9 protein-coding genes and 1 pseudogene are annotated in these 22,780 nt (G+C 57.3%); 7 read left to right on the top strand and 3 right to left on the bottom strand.

Annotated features, from left to right (window positions below; all coding sequences use genetic code 11):
* Nucleotides 1-61 precede the first annotated feature (61 nt).
* The gene (locus MQW79_RS04360; protein ID WP_476587037.1) at nucleotides 62-1,195 is read left to right on the top strand and encodes a cysteine desulfurase family protein; all 1,134 of its coding nucleotides are present in this window, start codon (nucleotides 62-64) and stop codon (nucleotides 1,193-1,195) included.
* A 309-nt stretch (nucleotides 1,196-1,504) separates the two neighbouring features.
* Here the strand turns inward: MQW79_RS04360 and MQW79_RS04355 are convergent, their stop codons facing one another.
* The 3 genes and pseudogenes from MQW79_RS04355 to MQW79_RS04345 form a co-directional block, all read right to left on the bottom strand.
* Nucleotides 1,505-3,085, bottom strand: a complete 1,581-nt coding sequence (locus tag MQW79_RS04355) for a hypothetical protein (RefSeq protein ID WP_476587036.1) — start codon at nucleotides 3,083-3,085, stop codon at nucleotides 1,505-1,507.
* Entirely contained in the window at nucleotides 3,082-6,030 is a 2,949-nt protein-coding gene (locus MQW79_RS04350; RefSeq protein ID WP_476587035.1) for an AAA family ATPase, read from the bottom strand. Before MQW79_RS04350 ends, MQW79_RS04355 begins: the two co-directional genes overlap by 4 nt.
* A 360-nt stretch (nucleotides 6,031-6,390) precedes the next feature.
* A pseudogene (locus MQW79_RS04345) lies at nucleotides 6,391-6,602 on the bottom strand (T4SS efffector SepA family protein); the annotation flags it as partial.
* 1,326 nt (nucleotides 6,603-7,928) lie between these two features.
* On the opposite strand from MQW79_RS04345, the gene MQW79_RS04340 reads away from it, so the two are divergent.
* From MQW79_RS04340 to MQW79_RS04315, 6 genes are all read left to right on the top strand, one after another.
* A complete protein-coding gene (locus MQW79_RS04340; protein WP_476587034.1) occupies nucleotides 7,929-8,474 on the top strand; it encodes a hypothetical protein in 546 nt (181 codons plus the stop codon).
* A gap of 3 nt (nucleotides 8,475-8,477) precedes the next feature.
* Nucleotides 8,478-9,275 carry a DUF2927 domain-containing protein gene (locus MQW79_RS04335; RefSeq protein ID WP_476587033.1) on the top strand — a complete coding sequence of 266 codons (798 nt, stop codon included), beginning with the start codon at nucleotides 8,478-8,480 and terminating at the stop codon, nucleotides 9,273-9,275.
* A complete protein-coding gene (locus tag MQW79_RS04330; RefSeq protein WP_476587032.1) occupies nucleotides 9,268-18,069 on the top strand; it encodes a hypothetical protein in 8,802 nt (2,933 codons plus the stop codon). The genes MQW79_RS04335 and MQW79_RS04330 overlap by 8 nt, the downstream gene beginning before the upstream one ends.
* Nucleotides 18,070-18,136: 67 nt before the next feature.
* A complete protein-coding gene (locus tag MQW79_RS04325) occupies nucleotides 18,137-19,813 on the top strand; it encodes a type I secretion system permease/ATPase (RefSeq protein WP_476587031.1) in 1,677 nt (558 codons plus the stop codon).
* A complete protein-coding gene (locus MQW79_RS04320; protein WP_476587030.1) occupies nucleotides 19,810-21,132 on the top strand; it encodes an HlyD family type I secretion periplasmic adaptor subunit in 1,323 nt (440 codons plus the stop codon). The genes MQW79_RS04325 and MQW79_RS04320 overlap by 4 nt, the downstream gene beginning before the upstream one ends.
* Nucleotides 21,133-21,838: 706 nt before the next feature.
* Nucleotides 21,839-22,774 (top strand): hypothetical protein, encoded by a 936-nt coding sequence (locus tag MQW79_RS04315; RefSeq protein WP_476587029.1) that lies wholly within the window; start codon nucleotides 21,839-21,841, stop codon nucleotides 22,772-22,774.
* The last annotated feature ends 6 nt before the right edge of the window (nucleotides 22,775-22,780 follow it).

The following is a 22,780-nucleotide window of genomic DNA, read 5'->3' as shown; positions in this document are numbered from 1 at the left end:
AAGTGCGCATGCCAGTAGGGTCAATTAGAACCTGGAGGTGCGATCCAGGTTGGAGAACCGTATGTCCGCAATCTATCTCGATCACCAAGCCTCCACGCCTGTAAACGATGCCGTTTTAGAGGCCATGCTTCGTGCCGGGTACGGCAACCCAAGTTCATCGGAACATTCATTCGGCTGGGCAGCGGCAGAAAAAATCGAATACGCCAGGCATCAAGTAGCATCCCTAATAGGGGCAAATGCGGACGAGATAATCTTTACATCTGGCGCAACGGAGTCCAACAATTTAGCGATACTCGGCATGCGAAATCGAGTAAAGCAGGGAAAATGCGAAGTTATAAGGACTTCGATAGAGCACAAGAGTGTTATTGCTGCTTGTGATGCGCTCTCTGAGTTTGGCTTTCATGTCCGGGAATTGGGTGTCGATGCCAGTGGTATGGTTTCTATAGAGTCGTTGTCTTCGACCGTCACCGAGAGAACGGCCCTGATTTCAGTCGTGCTGGTCAATAATGAAATTGGCGCCATTCAGGATATGGACTCCGTCAAGCTGAACAGCCAAGGAGCCGTTGTTCACTTCGATGCAGCTCAAGCCCCTGAGGCCGTAGATATGTCACGGACTGCCAACTTATGCAGCATGATCAGTTTGTCGGCACACAAAATGGGTGGCCCAATGGGGGTCGGCGCCCTTTACATTGCTCGCGAGCTTCAACCCACAATCTCGCCCATACTTTTCGGAGGTGGGCAGCAGCAGAGCATTCGCCCGGGTACTTTACCTCTACCATTGTGCGTTGGCATGGGTGCAGCGTGCGAATTGGCTCAAAAACATGGGGCGGGGGAACGCGCAAGAATTTCTCGAATGCGTGCTCAATTCTTAGACAATCTCCGGAGCGGTGGCCTTGCTTTCGAACTGAATGGTCCAAAAGATCTCATGCTTCGCCACCCAGGTAATGCGAATATTAGAATTCATGGGGCAGATGCTGAGCAACTCCTATCAATGCTTCAACCGCGCGTTGCTGCTTCGACTGGCTCCGCCTGCACATCGGGCAGTCTGGAGCCATCGCACGTTCTCACAGCAATTGGCCACAGTCGGGAAGAAGCCGCTTCTTCCATACGCTTCAGCATCGGACGCACGACGACTGACCAGGATATTGCACGGGCGTCCGAGGCCATCCTAGATGCCTTCGCCCGGTTAGTGTGACAACTCATCTGTATGACGAGCGCCGGTTTCAAAAGATGGAGGCACGAAGGGGGCCGAAAGCAAAATGGCCGCTTTCGGCAGCGTCGGAAGGACGGCGACTTTCGCAGGCGGTCGGCCAGACCTTGCTTGGCTGAGAGCAGTCAGCCTCTTGTTCCGGTCGCTTGGTGCTGGAAGTAGATTAGCAGGGTGGCTGGACGCCGACCGGCGCTGGCAGGGCGCGAACGTGCCATGGCTCGGATCAGAATGCCTGGGGAATCGGGCGGCGAACGGCAATCGGTGGTCCCCCCTAAGCCATGCGGATGCACTCGCTTAATCGGTTGCAGCACAGAGGTCGGGTACAATAGCGTTCAGCAAGGTCTTCAACCTCTCCAGCGCAACAGTGTCGTTCAGTGGGCTGGGGCACAGCAGCGTACAGTCTGCGGCCCCCGGCAAGGACTCAAGGTAGGCCCATGCTTCCGACGGGGACGGGAATATCGCGAAGCCTCCCAAAGGGTGGCAGCGGACCACGCCGCCCTCGGACGACCACCCGATAGTCCTCCTGTAACCTTCGACCGTATACGGCTTGGCATCCAGCACTTGCTTCTTGCCGTGATGCTCCGGGCTGGCAAGGCAAGCATCGCCGACCAGCAGAAAGCGCTCCGCTTTCGTGGTTATCCTGACGACGTAGTCCGGAGAGCAGTGGATGTCGAGCCCGATAAAAGGCTTGGCCAGATCGATCGCCTGATTGCGCGCTGCCCATTCCAAGGCGGGTTCATCGCGCTCGTGCATGGGGGGCAGCCGACCATAGTCGATGAACACCGGTTCGGGTTCATAATCAAGTTCGATGGTGATGTCCCCATTGCTCATTCTCCATGAGCATGTCCTGAGCGCCTCCGGTCCGTCGACTGTGCAGAAGCCCGAGAAACCGATCCGGCGAAGGGCGTTGATCAACCAAACTGCGCCCCAGATCTCCCACAGATGGTTGATGAACACCGGTGGGTAATGGGATCGGACCGACTCGCTCTCGGACAACGCCTCTGCCGAAGTCGGCGCAAAAACCCTGAGAAGTAATCTCAAGCGATGGTCGCGTTGAAACAAGGGGCTCGGATATACGGGCGTGCCCAACTCCACTTCGCGAACCATCCGGGCGGTTGTGCTCCGCAACTCCAACAACCGGTCCATCAGATGCTCCAGGCCTGCCAGCTCCTTATCCAATCTCTCCTTCCGACGCTCCGGATTGTACCTCCTGGTTTGTGCTTGGACGGCTTTCCGGGTCGTATCGACGGACTGCAGCATGTCGAGGAGGTGGCTCGACCTGCGGGCTGCCCAATGCGACACCAACGCGTTCTCCGGAAGGGAGGCTCCGTACCTCGAAGCAGGTCCGGGCTCGACGAACGGATCTCGGCGTATCCACTTCGCCGCACGCTCCTCCTCCTCCACGAGACGGATGAGCTCCGCGGGCGCCTTCGCGAGCAATCCACCGGTCTGCCGGCTCCAGGATCGATCGGGGCGATCGGACAGCAGATCCCAGGCCGCTGGGGTGCCGAGCTCTGCCTCGATTTCCTCTACCATCGTCACGACTTCGCGGTAGTTCAGGAGTGCAGCGGGGACGACATAGCAGCGCAGCACCGCTTCCTTGGGCACCTTCAGCCGGAGGCTCATCTCGCCCAACCGCCGCTCCCTGGCGATGTCGGCTTCGAAGTTCCAGCGCTGCCACTGGGTGCCCGCCTCCGATGTTTCTTCGAGCGGGGAGAGTTTGCCGTCGCCCTGAGGATGAGCTTTGTGGCCGCGCGTCCGAATGTCCAAGTGCGGGTGATCGTCGCCAATGAGGTACCATGTGTCGGGGTCCCATTGCAGTTCAACCGTCGATCCACTGCGATCGACGAACCTGACGATCTCGATCTCTGTCATTGCCAAGGTGAAACGAACCCAAGTCGGGCCTGCTGATGCGACAGTTTCAGCCGGCGCCGCGTTCTGGGCAGTTCCTCCCTACCTTCCAGTGCCCTGTCCAACGCCTCCAGCGCCGGCCCGAGTTGATCGAAGGCGCCCGAGATCTTGACGAGCACCCGGCTGGCGAGGAGACGGTCAACGAGATCGTCGCGATCGATCAAGCCCCGACCTTGCAGATCCAGCCGGTGGTGCAGACCCAGCGTGGCCTTGATGTCCGAGAGCACGCGGCGTGAGGGAAGCAGGTCGTGCCGCAGGTGGTGTGTATCGACGGCATCGTGCAGGACCCTCATAACCTCTTCGATCCGCTCATCGGTGGTTTCACCTTGATGCGAGACGGCAGGAAGTCCGGGAAGAGAAGGTATGGAACCAAACTCTGACATCTGGGATGCTCCATGGTTGTTCCATGGTACCTGCGTCAATTCCAAGAGGAAGCAGCGGTCGATCACCTTAGGCGAGGGCGGGCGGGACGACTCGTCGATATTCAGCGTCCCGAATATGCGGCAGGACGCAATTCTCTGGTTCTGCGAGATGACGCCGGTCCCACTGTCCAGGGCATGGAAAAGCCGGGACATGTAGTATTCAGGGCGAGTCAGGTTGAACTCGTCGAAGAGGACCAAGTGTGCGATGTCCGCATTGTCCACCACCCGACGAAGCAACCCCTCGTCGTCGAACAGGGGCTTATCGTCGACCCAATGCGCCTGCACCGCAACCTCATGGAAGCTCTCGCCGCCACTTTTGCCCAAGACCTTGGCTATCAAGCGGACCAGGGTCGACTTCCCGCATCCAGGCGGTCCTGCGAGGAGGACGATCGGCCGAACCGACAGCGCCAGCAATGCGACGACAATGTCCTCGAAGTGGATATGGGGATCTTCGCGCGCCAGCGCAACCTTCAGGTCGACCAGTGCCTTTACGAATTTCTTGTCGTCCACGTGGTCGTGCCATGCGGTGGCGCGCTTGGGATTTGATGCCGAGGTCTCCGGCTCAGGCGTCGATGTGACGCGCAACGCCGCTTTCGCAGGCGGCGCCGGAAATTCGTCCGTGTCCGTCGAGCGAGAAGAAGGCTTCGTGTCGAACGGCTCGACCGCCGGTGGGGGTGCAGAAAGCTCGGCCAGAGCGGGGGCGGTAGCCGTTCTGTTGGACACGCCGATCTCGCGCACGATGTTGACCATTCGGTTCGGGCTGACGATTTCCGCAATGTTGAGGCGCACGATGCGCTCGATCTCCGCCGTCGAGATCCACCCTTTCTCGGCCGTTACTGCGACGATCTTGGACATGCCCAAGTCCAGCACGATATCCTCTGCAGCGTCCACCGCCAACGCATCCTCCGGCATTGGCTCATCGAAGGTGTCGACCGGAGCTTCTTTGCGCCTGCGACTGACGTCTATCCACAGATGGCTGGTATCCTCGACCTCCGCGGAATGAACCCTTGCCCGCTCCCTGACCGGATCCCATTCCAACTCCATGCTCGCCGGCTCGCGCAGAACGCGCAACGCCTTGAACCGCCTGCCCATACGGGCCTCTTTTCCAGCCGGTATACCCGGCATCACGCGCATCTTGGGTTCCTCGCCCTTGAGCAGCCACGGCAGGTTTTCGATTTGGCGTCTGCCGCCATCGTCCACGAACGGGTCATTGGGGTCTAGCAGCGTAGTCTGGCTCTCCATCTCGCCAGAACGCTTCACGCCCAGGAGGATCGGGAAGGGTAGTGTGGCTTCCAAGGAAGCCGAGAAGACGTCGGTCGTCTTACCCTTCGGGTCCCGCAACCTTGGCGGTTCGTAATTGTGCAGGATGTGTGACAGGCCACCCGCAGCCGCGGCCACCGCAAAGGAGCTACCGACGCGCAGCACTTCCGGACGGTGCCCGTCAGGGAAGAGGGTATCGAGCATTGCCTGCTCGAACCCAGGAAGCAGGCTAGTCCCGCCCGCCAAGAGGATCGTGTCAATTAGACGATGGGCATCACGAGGTGTTCGCACCTGCAATTCGTTCAGGCGTCCCTCGCTCTTTCGACGTGCATCGGCGGAGGAGGTTTGATTCTCGAAGAGGCGATCGCGCAGCTTCTCGAACAACGGGCGCAGTTCGCTCCAGAGCTCGCGCGAGACCAAGGTTAAGGTCCCCTTGTCGAGCGTGACGGCGGGCTGATGCGCGAGGGCGACCGGCACGTCATCGTCGTTGATGGAGACGCGCACTTTCGCTTTCTCTATCTCATGCAGGGTCTCCTCCGAGGTGCCTGCTCCAAGTATGTCGGCAAGGCGGTTGTCCACCCAACGTCCCGCGTGGCCATCGCTGTCGCCACGGAGAGCGCGCAGCCGCAGGTCGCGCTGCGCGCCGGTGGCGTCAATATCAAGCAGGGTCCTGTCGCGGCGACTGACGATTAGGGTCATGTTCGTGGTCGAGGCCCCGACATCCACGACGAGGATGACGTTGTTCCTGCCCGCCTGCAGTTCCAGGTTCCCGCCAAGCAGCCGAAAGTACTCGGCTACCATTTCCGGTTCGGGAACGATGGTGACACCTGGAATGGCAGCCTCCACCGCTTCCCTGTAACGTGTCCTGGTGTCATCATCTGCAATAGATGGCATCAAGGCGTACTTGCGTCGTCCGCGGTACTCTTCCGGGATCTGCTCCAGTATCTTCCGCAGGTATTCCCTATAGATGTCGTCGCGCCTGAGCTCTCTGAAGGGCGTGTTAAGATCCATTCGATCGTAGAAGATCTTCCGAACTGGATTGCCGTGAAGCATCCAGTCCTTGAGCCCGTGCATCTCGATGACCCAGTCGGCGCCCGCAGGACGCTCCAAGAACACCTCCCATTGGTTGCGATCGACGATCTTCGGATCGGCTACGATGTAACAACGGGATGAAATGTAAGGCTGCCCCGCGTCCTGCAGTAGAAAACGAAATGCTACTCCACTCATGTCTGCCTGCCCCAGATGGTCCGCCGAACAATCGTCGACATTCGATGCCGAAAACTTCGATCATCTTCGAATTTAGCTGTCCAGGTAGCGTTGAATTTGGTTCTTCGCACGGTGCTCAGATAGATTCGCTGCCAAGCCTCACGACTTGGTGGACTTAGGAGGAAAAGACCCTTTCGAGCAAGCGCGTACCCCAAGTGATCATTGCCATTGCGGACGTTGCCGCTGCTTAGGCGGCAATGGAAGCCGGACTTGGTCAGTAGCCGTGCGAACCGTTGGCGGAAAACGCATTACTCGGGTGGAAAATAGATGCGCCCAGTGGCCCCGAAATGGGCCCCGGGCGTGATGGCATCGGATTCGACACTAGCCCCCAGCCCTCAGCGAGCCAGTCTTGCCGGGGAATTGCGCCTTCGGATTCTGGCGCCACCAGAGCTCGACGACGACGGGGATGCGTTGCCGTTCAGCGAGGCGCGAGACCTCCTTCCAGACGTCGGAGGCCGACTGCCCCTGGACCGAGAGCCCGAGGTCCTTGTGGAACTTGAAGCCTCATCCTCGTGACGTTCGGCCTTGGCTGGTGAATGCTCCGACCAACCTCGTTACAGCAGCGGTTCATCGCTGAAAGAGAAAGGCCCGGAATTCCGGGCCTTGGTGAAGTTATGGAAAAGTTATCTGTTCGCGAATGGAAACGCTCCCCTAGATAATGGAAATTCTATCGGGAGCGTCTCAAAAAGCAGCGTCACACCACTACTAATTTAGCGAGTGGTGGTGTCCCCGGATTGGCATCCTGAACATGTGACGATGCCGGTGTTGGCGGGTACTGCCGAGGGATGGAGGCGGCCGGGCAACAATCTTGCTGGCCTCCTGGTTAAAGCGATCTGTCCCGTGCGTGCGCTTGGAGCTATGGCGTCGCCTTCTGTGCGAGTGCTGTCACCAAAAGCCGTTCTAAAAACAACCGGCAGACTGGGCTCCTTGCGCGGCAGTGTTGTGTCAACGGTGATCAACATGCGTCCGCAGTCGGTGCTCATTGATCCAGACTGTATGGATGGCGTAGGCAAACACTAATAACATGACGAATACAAAGATCCAGAAGCCTTGTGGATCGGTAGCGCGCTCAACCCAATGCGATCCCAAACGGCGCCTTCCAATTCTACCAGCCAAGAACCAGCCGGTAGTGATGGCGTTGCCTAAAAGGCAACCAGATCCGAGTGCGAGCAATCCGCAAAAGATTTGCGCCAGTCGGGCCTTAGAGCGCTTGTTCGGCATCATTAAAAAATCCGGGTTCATTACGATCCGGGCTACCAGATCGACAGAGGGCAAGCCTACTGCCTCAGTCTAGGGTGCCCACTAAAAATGTTGCGCTGTCCGATGTGTCGGATCGAGCCGTGTTTTAATTTATCGCATGAGCCCGCCAGCGTGGAAGACCGCTAAGGCTCACCGGCATTCTGCTTCGCTTCGAAATGGTTGCACTGGCGACATGCGCCTGCTGCTCACTGGGCCAGACCAGACCACTGACGATCAGTTCAACCGCCAGTGCCAACTCGCATGTTAATCGGAATTTGGAGGGCTGGCAGCGAGCATGAGATAGGCGTAACGTTCCGATGCTACCCTGACGGCCCGCCGAACGGCTGCCGATCTGTGAAAAAGAACACTAGCCCGATGTATGGGCAGGAGCCTGGGCGGACTGACCAGGAAGCTGCGTGTCGCGCGGCGTCTGGGATCATCGGGTTCATGCGCAATATAATCCTCTAAAAACTATTGGAATTTTCCAAAATTCAATCTGTTTTTGTGGGTAGACAGGTTCAGATCGTTGGGGTCTTCTGCGGCTATGTCGAGGGTGGTTGCTGGGGGGCGACGATGATGCATCTTGGATGCTTGAGTGCGGAGTTGTCGGTGACAACAGCATGACGCCTGGTGAGAAACTGGCCCGTGCGGCGGCTGACCTGCGGGTCGTCCAACCCTCGGCGAGCGACACAATTCTCAAGATCGTTCGAGCGACCCGCCAAGAGGAGATGGTAGAAGTCCGGCCCCTTGTGCTGGAGTACCACGCCGAAAGTCGCTATGCGCATCTGCCCTTTTCTGAGAAAAAGTTCCTACGTGCTTACAGCAATGCGCTGAACAGTCCGGCTGACACTCTGGCACTCTATGTGCAGTATAAAGGCCAGACGATCGCGCTACTCCATGCTGGTGCCGGCGACTACTATCTCGGCGAAGGTGGTCGCATGGTGACCATCTATGCGGTGTACGTCTCACCCCGAATTCGACGGTCGTTGCTTGGCGGCCGGGTTGGCATAAAGCTCCTTCGATTAGTCGGGGATTGGGCCAAACAGCAGGGTGCGGAAGAGTTGCACGTTCATTCTACGTCTGGTCTGTCCCCCAAAAGAACTGACACCTTGATGTCTTCACTTGGGTTCACCGCCTACGGCGGCAATTATTCTGCCCAGATTTAGCTGGTGAACATCTTGTCTCGGATTTTTTGTGCACTCTTTTTCCTCAGTCTATTTGGATCACTGCAGACATTTGCTCAAAATAACGACGTGCGGAGTGCGTATATAGAATTAGCGCTGTCGTCTGAACTCGATATTTCAGGGGCGGATCTGGATCGTTTAAAGAGGCGACCAAATAATCGAACAATAAATGTAATCACAATACCTTTGGAGCCCGCCCCAATTGCAGGGACGTTGTCCGCAGTGCAATCAGTGGTCGCTGTTTTGAAGGCTCACTCGCCTGTCTGGGACATAGTATTTGTTGATCCTTCTCAATATCAATCAATAATGTCACTGTCGGCGGAGGACGCCGATGCCTACTTGGACGACTCAATCACAGTTTACGTAGGGTCCCGACATGAAATAATTGGTGCGATACGCAAGTTGGGCAATGTTGCCTTTGACACAATTGGTGAATTTGCCGGGGCCGATTCGGGGAATTACTCTTGTTTTAGTCTGACTTACGGCCGTGGAGGAAATGAGTATCACATCGGCAAGGCTTTCGTTTTCATAGTGTACTCGACAAGAGAGCGCTTGGATGCCTGCCTCTACGAAGAGATCATGCAAACGTTTGGTCTTCCAGGAGATCTTCGACCTGGCTCCAACTCCATTTTCAATGATGGAGATGTCTATTCATTCCCAACAGATCTCGACTGGGCGATTTGGCGCCTGCACCAAAATCCACAACTGCAGGTTGGCATGAGTCGCGACGAAATAATTGAGCAGCTAGACATAATATTAGGCGAGGGGCAAAGTGATGACTGAAGAGCGCGGTGACAGCTGGATTGACAGTTTAGGGAAATACGGCGAGGTGATTGGAGCTGCTGCGGAAGTTGGTGCGCCTTTTATTAATCTGCATCAGCTCATGACTTGGGGCGTAGACGGCAAACTAGGTAGCAGTGCGTACTCAATCTTGAGTTCAGTCAGTTATCATGCATTGAATGCAGTGCATCACGGCGGACGCATTCTTGGCCCGGTGTCTACCGGAGCGGGTATTGTCTCAAGCATTCAAGAGATAGGCGAATCGACCACTCCGGAACGACAGTTCTTTGTCGAATTCGGAAATTTCGCACTAGGGGCCGGTGCGTCGGCTGCTGCGGGCTATTTTACAGGTGGGAACCCGCTTGCTATGGCCACCGCGGGTAGTGCTGCCCAACTGTCTGGTGTTGGGGGAGCAGCAACGGGAGCGACGTATGATGGCGCTTTGGTTGTCCACGATCACGCGGTGCTCTACCAGCAAGAAGTAGAGCAGGGCATTTGGCAAGCGATCGGCATTACAAACCCACGTTTCGCCCCCGTACTTCGGCCGCAGTGCTTTCCAGCGGGGACTAAGATCGCTCTCGCGGATGCGGGACAGGTCGACATTGAGTTGATCGCCATTGGCGACGTAGTGCTCAGTTTCTTCCCGGGAGATATCAATTCGGGCTTAGTTGGGCGAAAAGTCACAACTGTATTTGAGAATATAACGGATACATGGGTTCTCTTATCGAACGGGCTGACTGTCACGCCGGGTCATCACTTCCTAGATGCCTTTGGTCAATTCAGGACAATTGAGCAAATTCTTGCGACCGATTCTTGCATTGTTCTTGAAAACGGTACTGTTGCCGAAGTGTCAGGAGAGTTCATTCACTATTCTGAGACGACAGCCGGACAATACGAGCAAGCTGAAGGCTACGTCACGCCCGTCGTAGGTGCCCTCGCCCTCGCACCAGTCTACAGGAAGGGGTGGAAGACTTACAATTTCGAGGTCGAGGAGGTTCATACCTATATCGCCGGAGGTGTACGGGTTCACAATGCCTCGGTTTTCACTGCCACTGGCAAGGACCTCACAATAGGCGCCAAGTATCAGTCCTCCACCGGGGACTCGCTTGAGGTATTGAGCGACGGTTCCATTTACAACCACGACACTGGTTACACCTCCGCGAGTGGGGGTGAGACCGCAGGCAAGAAATTTCTGCTGGCGCCCGCCAGCATGTCGCCGGCAGCACAGTCCGAGGCAGCTCAAGCCGGGGCGTTCGCCGCTTGGCAAGCACCTGGTACTGGTCCTTCTGTTAAGCTTGCCTCCGGCAAGGTCGTCAACGCTGGCACCGTATTCGCAACTGGCGATGGCTACCATTCCGTTGTCAACGCAGACGGGTCAGTGACGAACCTCGACACGGGGCACACCTATGGCGGCGGTCAGGTTGTGCAGGATAGTGGATATACCCGCAACAATGACGGCTCGTTTACCGACAATTCTACGGGAAGTACTCTGCCGCCAACCAACACCGTAGCTGCGGGGACCAACCAGCCGCTCTATGAGCAAACCACTTCGGTCTACAATCCTGATACCAACCAGTTTGAGGATCGGACTGTCTATAAGCCCGCACCACCAAGCGGTTCCTCGGGATCGTCAGGCGCCACGGCACCCGCATCCGAACCGAGCGGCGGTGGAAAGTCGAGTCAAAGCGACCACGGCAATACCTATAGCTCCAATGTGGGCTCAGTGACGAGCGTTAGTTCGAACTCGGGTTATGGTTTCGCAGGTCCAATTGTGATCGACCTCGATGGTGATGGCCTGGAAATTACTGAACTTTCGTCATCAAATCAGTTTTTGGACGTCGTTGGGGATGGCAAGGGCCACCGTACCGCCTGGGCAGGCGTTGGCGACGGTGTGCTTGTTCACGACATCGGCAACGACGGCGTAATCAACCTCTCCAACGAAATCGACTTTACCAGTTGGGATGCCACCGCCAAATCAGATCTCGAAGCCATCCGGAATGTCTTCGACACCAACCACGACGGCAAACTGAGCGCTGCCGACGATAGCTGGTCCTTGTTCAAGGTGATGGTCACCAACCAGGATGGGACAACCACCCTCAAGACACTCTCACAGCTTGGCATTGTCGAGTTCGATCTAGAGACCAATAATCATGAACGGGTTTTTTCTGACGGCTCAAAGATCGTCGGTGAGGGCAGCTTCACCCGTTCCGACAATTCAACAGGAAAGATCGGTGATGCCGTCCTGGCCTATGACGTGGACGGATATATCGTAGACGAGAACGTCACTGTGAACGGTGATGGATCAACAACGCTTGAAACCGTCGCGCGTGGTGCCGATGGAGGTCTGGAAAAGCGCACTGTGACCACGACAAGCGCCGATGGTTCAGACCGTGTTATCGCTTTTGATGACAATGGAGATGGCATTTTCGACCGCGTGCATAAGGTCGAGACCGTTACGCATGGTGACGGATCGACGACGCAGACCTTTAGTGCGGTTGATGGTAGCGGAACTATCTTGACGCGCCGAGAGGTGACAACGCGAAGCGTTGATGGTTCTGAAGTGTCCATCACCCGGGACCTAGACGGTTCTGGGACAGTGGACAATCTCGAAGAGCGCAAGATCGATACTAGCGGTACATTGATCGTGGTCGAAACGGCATTCCACGATGATGGATCGACGCGCGCGCAATCAACTTCGGTGACATCCTCGGATGGTCATAACAAATCAGTCGCGGCGGATCTAACCGGTGACGGCGTGACAGACGCTACCACCGTGGAGGACGCTACCGTCGCTGGAAACGGCACACGTACGCAGACAGTTGTACACTACGCTGGCAGTGGCACTACTGCCGGTCATCGTGTTTCGGAGGCAGTGACGACCAAAAGCGCTGATGGGAGCACCAAATCAATTGCCATCGATGCTGACGGAGATGGCGACGTTGACACAACGACGTCAAGTGCCATCGTCAGGAATGTGAATGGCAGCACCACCACGGCCGAACATGTCTACAATGGTGACACTTCACACCGCGCCAGTGCTATCACAGAGCTAAGTGCTGATGGCAACACCAAGACGGTGCATTCCGATCTGGACGGCGACGGCAACATTGATCTCAGGGCGTCTGAGGTCCAGGTTGTCAATGTCGATGGATCAACAACAAAAACCAGCGCTATCCGTTTTGGTGATCAGTCTCTGGGACAAGAAACAGTAGCGACCTGGAGCGCAGACGGCACCACTCGCACAACCGCAATCGACAGCGATGGCGATGGAAACGACGACATCGTTCAGTCGGTTACTGTGTCTAACGGTACGTCAACGGAAACGACGTCCGTCTATTCCCATGATGGATCGACGCTTCTATCGCGATCTGCAAGGACGGCGACCTCTGACGGCAACGCCACGACGGTCCTAGTGGACATAGACGGCGATCTTATGAACGACCGTCGCACGATGGAAACCCGGGTCATTAATGGCGACGGTTCCGCAGCGGTCACGATAACTTCGAGCAACGAGGAGGGCTCTGTCCAGATCCAGAAGTCCATAACGACGACGAGTGCCGATGGCCTCAGCACGACCATCGAAAGATTTGTAGGTGCGGAAACGACACCCAGAGCCACGCTGACGTTCGTCAAGGTACTGAACGGCAATGGATCGATCACCGAGACGGCGACCGAGTACGCAGGTTCGTTGCTTGAACTGGTCGCAAAAGTGGTCACAACAACAAGTGCAGACAAGGGGAGTGTGACGGTCAGTGAATATGTGGGCGACAGCACCACGCCCGCGAGTGTGAAAACATCAGTGCGCTCGACAGGTGGCTCCATCGTCGAGACTGTGTCGAACTATGGGCCAGAGGGCACCGGGATCCGCAGCGCATCGACCACATCCATCAGCGCGGATGGCCTGGTTAGCGTGCTGCGCCGCGACCTCGATGGGGACGGTGACATTGATCAAACCACGCGCAGCACCACGGTTCTCAACACCGATGGCACGACATCAGTTATCAGCGAAGCATTCGCAGGCGCGGGTACTGACATAGACGATTTGGTGTCTCTGGCAGAAACGGTACGTAGCGCAAACGGACTGCACGTCACGACATACAGCGATCTGGATGGCGATGGAAACAAAGATCGCAAGGTTGTAGACGAGACGGTTCTGAATGCTGACGGCTCAACGGTCCGGACGGTAACGGATTACAACGGCGCTGGATGGCTCCGTTTGAGCAAAGTCGTGACAACAATTAGCGATGATGGCCTGACCTCTTCCTCGGCCAAATATGTCGGCGAGTCCGCAAGCGCAAGTCGTCTGATCGTGGAGGCGAAAACACTCCAGAGCGATGGCGACAAGGTTATTACCAGGTCAACCTTTAGCGGCGATAATACGTTGCTCTCGCAAGTTATTACGACACAAAGTGCCGATGGCCTATCCGTGACTGTATCGTCAGACACTGATGGTGATGGTGCTGTAGACCGCGTTCAACAGGCGTTGACCACCTCGGACGGGTCCGTGGTCACGACCACCTCTACATTTGCTGGCGTGACGCTGACATCCCGCACGGTGCGCACCCAGTCGGGCGATGGCCTCACCGTCACGACTTCGGTTGATGACAATGGCGATGGCACGGCAGATCGCATATCCACCGACGTAACGTCGCTGGCGGCCGACGGGACCAGTGAACGGGTTTTCACGCGGTTTGAGGGCGGGGCGATGGTCGAGCTTGCGACGACCACGACCTCCGCAGATGAAACGTCGACGACGACCATTTGGGAGAATAGCAGCGGGGTAACGCGCAAGCGCACGGACGTCTCCGACGTTGCTGCCGATGGTTCGGCAACTACGACCACGTCCAACTTTGACGGCAGCGACAACTTGGTGAACCGGTCGATCCTCACGGTCAGCGCCGATGGTCGTGAAACACGCCAGACCAACGATGCCGACGGCGATGGGACGTTTGAGCAGAGCAGCGTCCGCGTGGTCAACGACGACGGCTCCATCGCGACGTCATGGATGGATGGCGCAGTTTCATCTGCCAGCGGCAGAGTGTTCGGCACTTCTCATGGGCGCTACGAAACCATCAGCGCAAACGGCCTGGTGAAGACAACACGCTACGACGACAATGGGAACGGGCTCGCCGAACGGCAAGTGCTGGAAGTCACAGTACTTGGTACTGACGGATCCAGGACGACGACGGTCACGAAATCGGACCTGAGTGGTGGCAACGCCAGCTCTGCCGAACCGGCATACACCATCACAGCGACCGAAATCGCGGTCATCGAGACCAGCCCAGATGGCCTCACCCAGCAAGCGAGCTGGGATCTGAACGCTGACGGCATCGCCGAGACCACGCGTTCGACGGTCACGGAATTCGAGGACAACGGCACAACTAAGAAGACGGTCAGCAACTTCGCCGATGGGGTGCTCCAGTCGAGCACAACGGTTTTGGCCAGCGCTGATGGCACCTGGCGGGAAACGTTCATCGACACGACGGGATCCGGCTCTGCGGATGACATAAAGACATGGGAGGTCTTGCACAACGCCGATGGAACGATCACGGAGGTGAGCGTTCATAAGACCGCAGCAGGGGCCCTTCTCTCGCAGACTGATACGACGACAAGCGCCGATGGCCGATCCGTTTACACCGAGCGGTTCAATGACGGTGGCCTTGTCGATGCGGATGAAACCATCACGGTCGTGTATGCAGACGGCTCTACCAAGGCCACTTGGTCGCATTTTGATGCTGCGGCAACCCTCATCGAACAGCGGTCGACGTGGACAAGCGGCGACGGTTCCAGGATTTTGGTCGAGATCGACAGCGACGGCGACGGGACTATCGATCAATCGCGTGAAACGGTCCAGTATGTGGATGGCCGCTTGGAGACGGTCACAACGGATTACGATACAGCTGGTTTCTCCACGAAGGTCTCTACGACGGAAGTCAGCTTTGATGGTTTGACTCGCTGGTCGACGGCAGATTTCGAGGGAGATGGTCTCGTAGACCAGACCACTGAGTCTATTCTGGTCCGGAATAGTGACGGGTCCAGTCTTCAGATCATGGATGTCTGCAAAGTCAGCGAAACCGACGGCAACGGCAATGCGTCCGCTATAGCGCCAGAATTGCAGCGGACTGTTAGCGTTCATCGGTCCGCGGATGGCGCGGTTATTACCACTAGCGTGGACATCGACGGCGATCTGGCGATGGACGAGACCACCGTGACGGAAACCTTCGCCGACGGTTCGACACGCACCACCGCAACTGCGAACGCCACCTCCCGAGCGGTTTCGCCACTAGCGGATGAGATCAAATGGGCATCGGCCACATCCGGCAATCCAACGGTGGCGGCCATTAGAACCGTGACAGTGAGTGCTGACGGCCTAACCACGACCGTGACTGCTGACTATAACGGCGATGGCGTCTTCGAACACCATGAACTTTGGGTGACGCGGCCGGATGGGTCCCAGGTAGCTGCACTCAAGGATATCAGTGGGTCGACCGTACTTGCAGCCGGGACTATTCACGTTTCAGCCGACGGCCGGACGACGGAGTTTTTCCGGGATAATAATGGCGACGGTTCAGTCGACCTGTATGAGAAGGTCACCATCGACTTGATGGGAAATCCAGAGAAGATTTCGGGGACTGCGCCCTTTGACAAAGCCCTCCTTCTGGCCGTGGCCCATGGTGGCAAATTGCGCCTCGAGGTGATCGGTTCAAGCGGCAATGATCGTATTTTTGGTGACGATCGGAGCGACACTTTGAAGGGCGCCGCAGGTAACGACACGCTGATCGGCCGCTCTGGTGACGATACATACGTCTATAGCCGCGGCGACGGAGAAGACGTGATTGTAGAGGGCGGAACAGAAGGCGATGGCGATGTACTTGAGCTTGTTGGTATCAACGGGCTCACGCATGTGGATATGTGGGCGGACGGGAAAGACCTCGTCATCGGCATCGAACCCTCGACATCTGGAGGCAGCGATGGCGGGTCCATAATGCTCAAAGACTATCTAAATATGGCCGGTGACTTTGGTGTGGAGACAATCATTGACTCCAGCAACAACACGTGGACCAAAGGTGACGTCTTCCAGAATCTTTATGGCAATAGCCAAGGTGGATTGGACATCTGGACAAGTTGGGAAGACGACACCCTGATCGGCACATCCCAAACTGATACCTTCCACTCCGGCGACGGAGACGATGAACTGCTGGGCAATGGTGGTGACGATGAACTCATAGCATATGCCGGCAACGACCGGATTGATGGCGGTAGCGGCACCGACTGGATGGTAGGCGGTACCGGTAACGACATCTACATTGTCGACAACAGCGGTGACTCGGTAGTTGAGTACTCCGGCGAGGGCACTGACACTGTACTGTCCTCTCTGACTTATACGCTCGGCAGCCATGTGGAGAATCTGACACTGATTGGCAACGGCGCCATCGATGGCACGGGCAACAACGCTGACAACATTCTTATCGGCAATAGCGAAGCTAACACCCTGAACGGTGGAGGTGGAAACGACACGCTAGTCGGAGGTGCCGGTGCCGACCAGATGATCGGCGGCTCCGGCAACGACACTTACTATGTCGATGTCGCGGGTGATGTGGCGGTCGAAAGCGCAAATGGAGGCATCGATCACGTTCATGCCGCAATCTCTTACACGCTCGGCAACAATCTTGAGCAGCTGACGCTCACGGGTGCCGCGATCAATGGTACTGGCAATTCGCTCAACAACGTCATAACCGGCAACAGTGCCGCCAACACGCTGAGCGGAGGCTCCGGCTCCGACACGCTTGCCGGCGGGGACGGAGACGACATTCTTCTCGGCGGGCTAGGCGCCGATGTGCTCAATGGCGGTGCTGGTTTTGACATCGCTTCATATGCCAATGCCACGGCCGCGGTTTATGTTCATACCGGCAATGCATCTGCCAACACTGGCGAAGCGACGGGCGACAGCTATGTCTCCATCGAGGGACTGCGCGGCACCGCATTCGCCGACGACCTGATCCTCGTGGCCACCGAAGGTCGCATCTATGGCGGTGCAGGCGACGACTATATTACCTTCGTCGGGATCAAGGGTGAGCTCAATGGCGAAGAAGGCCATGACAGCCTCCATGGTGGAGATGGCCACGACACCCTTTTTGGCGGCGCTGGCAACGACGACGTTATTGCCTATGGTGGCAATGACCATCTCGATGGTGGCACCGGTGCCGACTGGATGGTGGGCGGCAGAGGCAACGATACTTATGTGGTCGATAATGCCGGTGACTCGGTCATCGAGAATGCCAATGAAGGCACCGATTTAGTGCTCACCGCGCTAACACACACGCTTTCGGCCAATGTCGAAAATCTCACCCTGACCGGCAGTGCCGTGGTCAACGGTACCGGCAATGGGCTCGACAATGTGCTGACCGGCAACGGTGCCGCCAACATTCTCAACGGCGGTGGTGGCAAGGACACTCTTGTGGGTGGTGAAGGCGCGGACGAATTGTATGGCGGTAATGGCGACGATCGCCTGATCGGTGGCGAGGGCTTTGATTGGCTTATCGGTGGAGCGGGCAAGGACACCTTTGTGTTCGCGCCAGGATCAGGCGAGGACACTATCAACGACTTCCAGGCCGGTTCAGGTATCAATGACGTCATCGAATTGCAGGGACAAAGTCTGACGAGCTTTGCTGCGGTCATGGCGGCAGCCACAGAATGGAACGGCAACACCTACTTGCATCTCGATGGGGGTGCCGAGGTGGCTATGGAGGGCGTTCTCAAGCACCAGCTGGTGGCAGATGACTTCAGGTTTGTCTAACTGAATGGATAAGACACAACTGCCGACTAGTATAGATCAGCGGGCCGTGAGGCCCGCTGAATCGCGATTGTCACTGACGGGCCCGAGTATTTCCCTGGTCGTCGTCAGTCTGGTCTCAAACCTGCTGATGCTAACCGGACCGCTGTTCATGCTCCAGGTTTATGACCGCGTGCTGGCCAGCCGGTCGGTCCCCACGCTGATCGTCCTCACCGGGCTGATAGCGGGGCTCTTTGCCTTCTATTCATTCCTCGATGCCCTGCGCAGCCGCATGTCGACGCGCTTCGCCAATGTTTTGGATGGCAGAATATCTGACCGTTTGTTCGATGCGGCGGTAAAGTTTCGCCTTATCGCCAATGCGCCCAGGACCGCGGATCCTGTCCGCGATGGCGATGTGCTGCGCCAATTCCTGGCGAGCCCTGCTCCCATGACCCTACTCGACCTGCCTTGGGTGCCGGTCTATCTGGCGGTAGTTTTCCTGTTTCACGCTTGGCTCGGCTGGTTGGCAGTCGCCGGCAGCCTGGTGATCACGCTGCTGATGATCATCAATGAAACCATCGCGCGCCGACCCTCCCAGGAGGCCAATGCGGAGCAGCAGCTTCGTCAGCGGCAAAGCGATGATGTGAGGCTCAATGCGGAGACGGTCATTGCCATGGGCATGTTGGGGGCCCTGCGAGATAGGTGGGTGTCGCAGTCCGGCCGGATGCTGCAAGCACAACTCAAAGGTGGCGACCGAGCAGCTTTTTTTTCCGCGGCCACCAAAGGTCTGCGCTTCTTTCTGCAGTCGGCCGTATTGGCACTCGGCGCCTATCTCGTCATTCAGGGGCAGATGACGCCCGGCCTGATGATCGCGGCGTCGGTCGTAACCGCCAGGGCCCTCGCGCCCGTCGAGCAGATTGTGGGTCAATGGCGGAGCTTTGTAAGCGCCCGCCAAGCATGGGCGCGCATCCGCAAGATGCTGGCGATAGAGGAACCACTTGTGCGCGAAGTCGGGCTGCCCTTGCCTACAGAAACGATGGCTGTTCGCGGCCTTGCTACCGGTCCGGAGGGTGGGCGAGGGCCGGTAGTATCAGGAATATCATTCGAGCTCCTCGCGGGAGAGGGATTGGGCGTGCTCGGTCCATCCGGTTCCGGGAAATCTTCCTTGGCGCGCGGGCTGGTCGGTGTTTGGCCAAGCCTTGCAGGCGAAGTTCGGTACGATGGCGCTTTGCTCGCTCACTTCAGATCCGACCAGATCGGCGAGATGGTTGGCTACCTGCCGCAGCGCATTGACCTTTTTGACGGTACAGTCGCGGAAAACATCGCGCGGTTCCGCCCAGGAGCATCCAGCGAGGCGATTATCGCCGCGGCCACCGCCGCAGGTGCCCATGATCTCATCAACGCGCTGCACGACGGCTATAATAGTCAGGTCGGTGAGCAGGGCGATCAGTTGAGCGCCGGCCAACGACAGCGCATCGGCCTGGCAAGGGCCCTCTATGGCGATCCGTTCCTGGTCGTTCTTGACGAACCCAATTCCAATCTGGACGCGGACGGCGACGCAGCTCTGACGGCCGCCATTCAGCAAGTTCGCGATCGCGGCGGCATTGCTATTGTCATCGCCCACCGGCCCAGCGCTATCGCCGCAGTCGACAAAGTTCTATTCTTGCAGGCGGGCCGACAGATCGCTTTCGGCCCCAAGGCCGAGGTGCTGCAGAAGGTGACCCAGCCGGGCAGCAACGTGCATCCGCTTAAGGTGCCGGCAATATGAGTGCGGAAGCCGTCTCACGAGGTCGATCGGATCTGTCCAGCCTGAAACGCCATGGTTGGCTCGGTTTGATCTCCGTTGTCGGACTCATGGGAGGGTTGGTGGTCTGGGCAGCTATCACCAATATATCCGGGGCTATTATCGCACCTGGGACTTTTATGGTTGAGAACAACGCCAAGCGCATTCAGCACGCGGATGGCGGCATTGTCGCCGAGCTTTTGGTGCGGAATGAGGACGTGGTCGAGGCCGGGCAGTTGCTGGTACGCCTGGATCATACGGCCATCGCGGCGAGTCTCGCCATTACCGAGGCTCAGCTAGGCGAGGCATTCGCGCGCGAGGCGCGTCTAATGGCGGAGATTGAGGAAAGGGCAATAGCCAGTTTGTCGCAAGCGGCCATGGACTTGTTCCCAGAGGTAGAACTCGCCTCCTTGCTCGTGCTCGAGCAGCAGGTGCTTGAGGCGCGACAGTCGACCCGTTCGGGTAGCATTGCTCAGTTAAATGAACAAATCGCGCAACTTGGCCGGCAGCGGGACGGTCTACTTCTCCAACAGCAGGCTCTGGTACAGCAGATCGCCATTATCGAAGCCGAGATAGTCGACTTCGATACTCTCTTCGGGCAACGCCTCGTTCCAGCCAGTCGGGGCACGAGCTTGAACAAGGATCTAGCGGCCACGCGAGGGCAGTTGGGACAGGTCGCCGCCGCCATAGCCGAAAGCGATGCAACGGCCGCCGAACGTGCCCTGCAGATTGAGCAAATATGGGACGAATTTCTGACTAGTGCGCTTGCGGATCTTCAGGAGACGCGGGGGTTGATCGCCGAGGCGAGCCAGCGGCGGCTCGCCGAGCGCGATCGACTGATGCGCACCGAAATTCGGGCTCCTCAGTCAGGGGTTGTGCACGAATCCACTTTACATACGTTGGGTGGTTTTGCTGCACCCGGTGATACCCTCATGATGATCGTTCCATCCGACGATCCGCTGCTCGTCAACATACGAGTCGATCCCATAGACATCGACAAGATTCATATTGGGCAGGACGTGGTGTTGCGCCTGCCAGGCCTAAATCCGCGCACCACGCCCGAATTACTTGCATCCGTCGTCCGTATCGCGCCGGACGCAACCGTTGATTCCGCGACAGGGCAGCACTTTTACGCGGTGAGAATATCTATCTCGAGCGATGAGCTGGCGCGCCTTCCAGAGGGTGTCAATCTCGTCCCTGGAATGCCTGTTGAGGCCTATATGCAGATCGAGGAGCGCACGATCCTCTCGTACCTTATTGGCCCCTTCACCGAGCAGATCAGGCGGGCACTTCGTGAAGAATGAACTCTAAACCCTCACGCGAGCCCTCACCCAATAGGGCAGCTGCTGGTCGCGCTGGCAATTCGGCAACAAGGCCAGGAGCCGCTTTAGACGGGCGAAATCCTGTCGAGGGCCTCCAGTTCTTCCTGCGGTTGAGCTTTGCCCTTCCGTCGCCTACTAGGACACTCAGGTGCCCAATATCTCAGGCGTTTGGAGCCAAGGCTGAGTTCGTTTCGCTCGCATTCGAGCGGAAACATGGTCCTCTTGTGTGTCGCTCGTACAGTAAATTTCGTCGGGTCGAAGAGCTTGAAGCTATGAAGCGGCGACCTTGGCCAACACCATCGGCATTGGAAAAATCCCAATTGCGAATCCTGCGATGTCACGGTCCGTTGAACACAGATGCGGCGCCGGGGTGGGGGATGCAGGTTTCTTCGCGCGCCGGGATTCTGCTGTAACGGTCGGCAGACAGAACTTTCAATTTGAGTGGCGGGCGCTTCTTTAGCGTCAGGCGCTCGCTCGATTCTGTAGGCTGAGTTAACACTCCGAATTGCCAATCTGTTCTGCGCGGGGATATGTAGATGTATCGGAGAATTCTCAGTTTTGTTCTGGCACGAGAACCGAAATGGCCGAGGCCTGACAGAATTATTTATCTATTGAACCTTCGGCTGAGTGCAGTCGGCGTGAATACTGAATGCCGCTTCATTCAAACGCCGGGGACTGGTGGGTATACTTGCTGACCGATTGGATGATCGCAGGCCTCATAATTGTATCGGCCGTGGGGTTGGCTTTTGCGCTGTCACTCGGGTCGCTCGTTCGAATCGGGATTGTAGTTGTCGGCGTCTTTTTGGGCTTCAGTGCAACCCAAATCGAACTGAGAGGGGACAACAACGCTGTCGCATCAAATGATTCAGTCCGCGCCTCCACCCCGGGCTACTTCGCCGAAACCGCCAGCGGCAAAAGTCAAGTCAAGGTAGGTCCCCGAGAGACGCGGGACATCGACTTTGTCGTTCGTCTGGGCGGCCATCAATTCGTGGTTCCGGCGAACATCCTCGATACTATCCTTATCGAAAGCCCGGAAGTCGAAGGGGAGTTAAATCAGGGCTTTTCCATGATTGCCCTTCTTCCCGGGTTCGATGGTCGCAGTGAGGCGAACCTGCAGCAGTTTCTTATCGGGTCGGCCCAAGTGAATCGGGTTCGTATATCCTTGACGAGAACATGCCCCCCTCCACCACACCCGTACGAATGTTCCGTTCCCGTGCGTGCCTCACAGGCATTGGACTCCCAATGGGGGGACCTGATTCAGGCAGATGAAATCGTGCCGGAGGTCCATGGGCTGGTTCGGTTTGGGCAACTTGTGCAGCCACCGCCTGGTGCCCCCAACGCCTCAACAGGGGAAGTACGGAGCGACGTGTTCGATGTGGAGGCGCCGGTCGAAAACGGCGGCAGCAAACGTGTCGAGTTCATCACCTGCGATGCACCAGGGACCGTGCCGGTGTTGCACTGCCACCATCTATTTGCATGGCGAAACGATATTTGGGTTCGGCTCTCCTACAAGAGAGAGAACTTGCCGGACTGGCAGAATATTAAGTCTAAGGCAGTTCAGAAATTGTCTGACTTTGCCGATGCTGCACCCGGGGCAGCCGAAAACACAGTACATTTTCCATAGGAGCTC

Source organism: Devosia sp. Micro-HW1 (assembly GCF_056341075.1).
This window is presented reverse-complemented; position numbering and strand designations above follow the sequence as displayed.

Coding starts and splice junctions, on each gene's coding strand:
- MQW79_RS04360 (WP_476587037.1), top strand. CDS start 62: ATGTCCGCAATCTATCTCGATCACCAAGCCTCCACGCCTGTAAACGAT.
- MQW79_RS04355 (WP_476587036.1), bottom strand. CDS start 3,085: ATGACAGAGATCGAGATCGTCAGGTTCGTCGATCGCAGTGGATCGACG.
- MQW79_RS04350 (WP_476587035.1), bottom strand. CDS start 6,030: ATGAGTGGAGTAGCATTTCGTTTTCTACTGCAGGACGCGGGGCAGCCT.
- MQW79_RS04340 (WP_476587034.1), top strand. CDS start 7,929: ATGACGCCTGGTGAGAAACTGGCCCGTGCGGCGGCTGACCTGCGGGTC.
- MQW79_RS04330 (WP_476587032.1), top strand. CDS start 9,268: ATGACTGAAGAGCGCGGTGACAGCTGGATTGACAGTTTAGGGAAATAC.
- MQW79_RS04320 (WP_476587030.1), top strand. CDS start 19,810: ATGAGTGCGGAAGCCGTCTCACGAGGTCGATCGGATCTGTCCAGCCTG.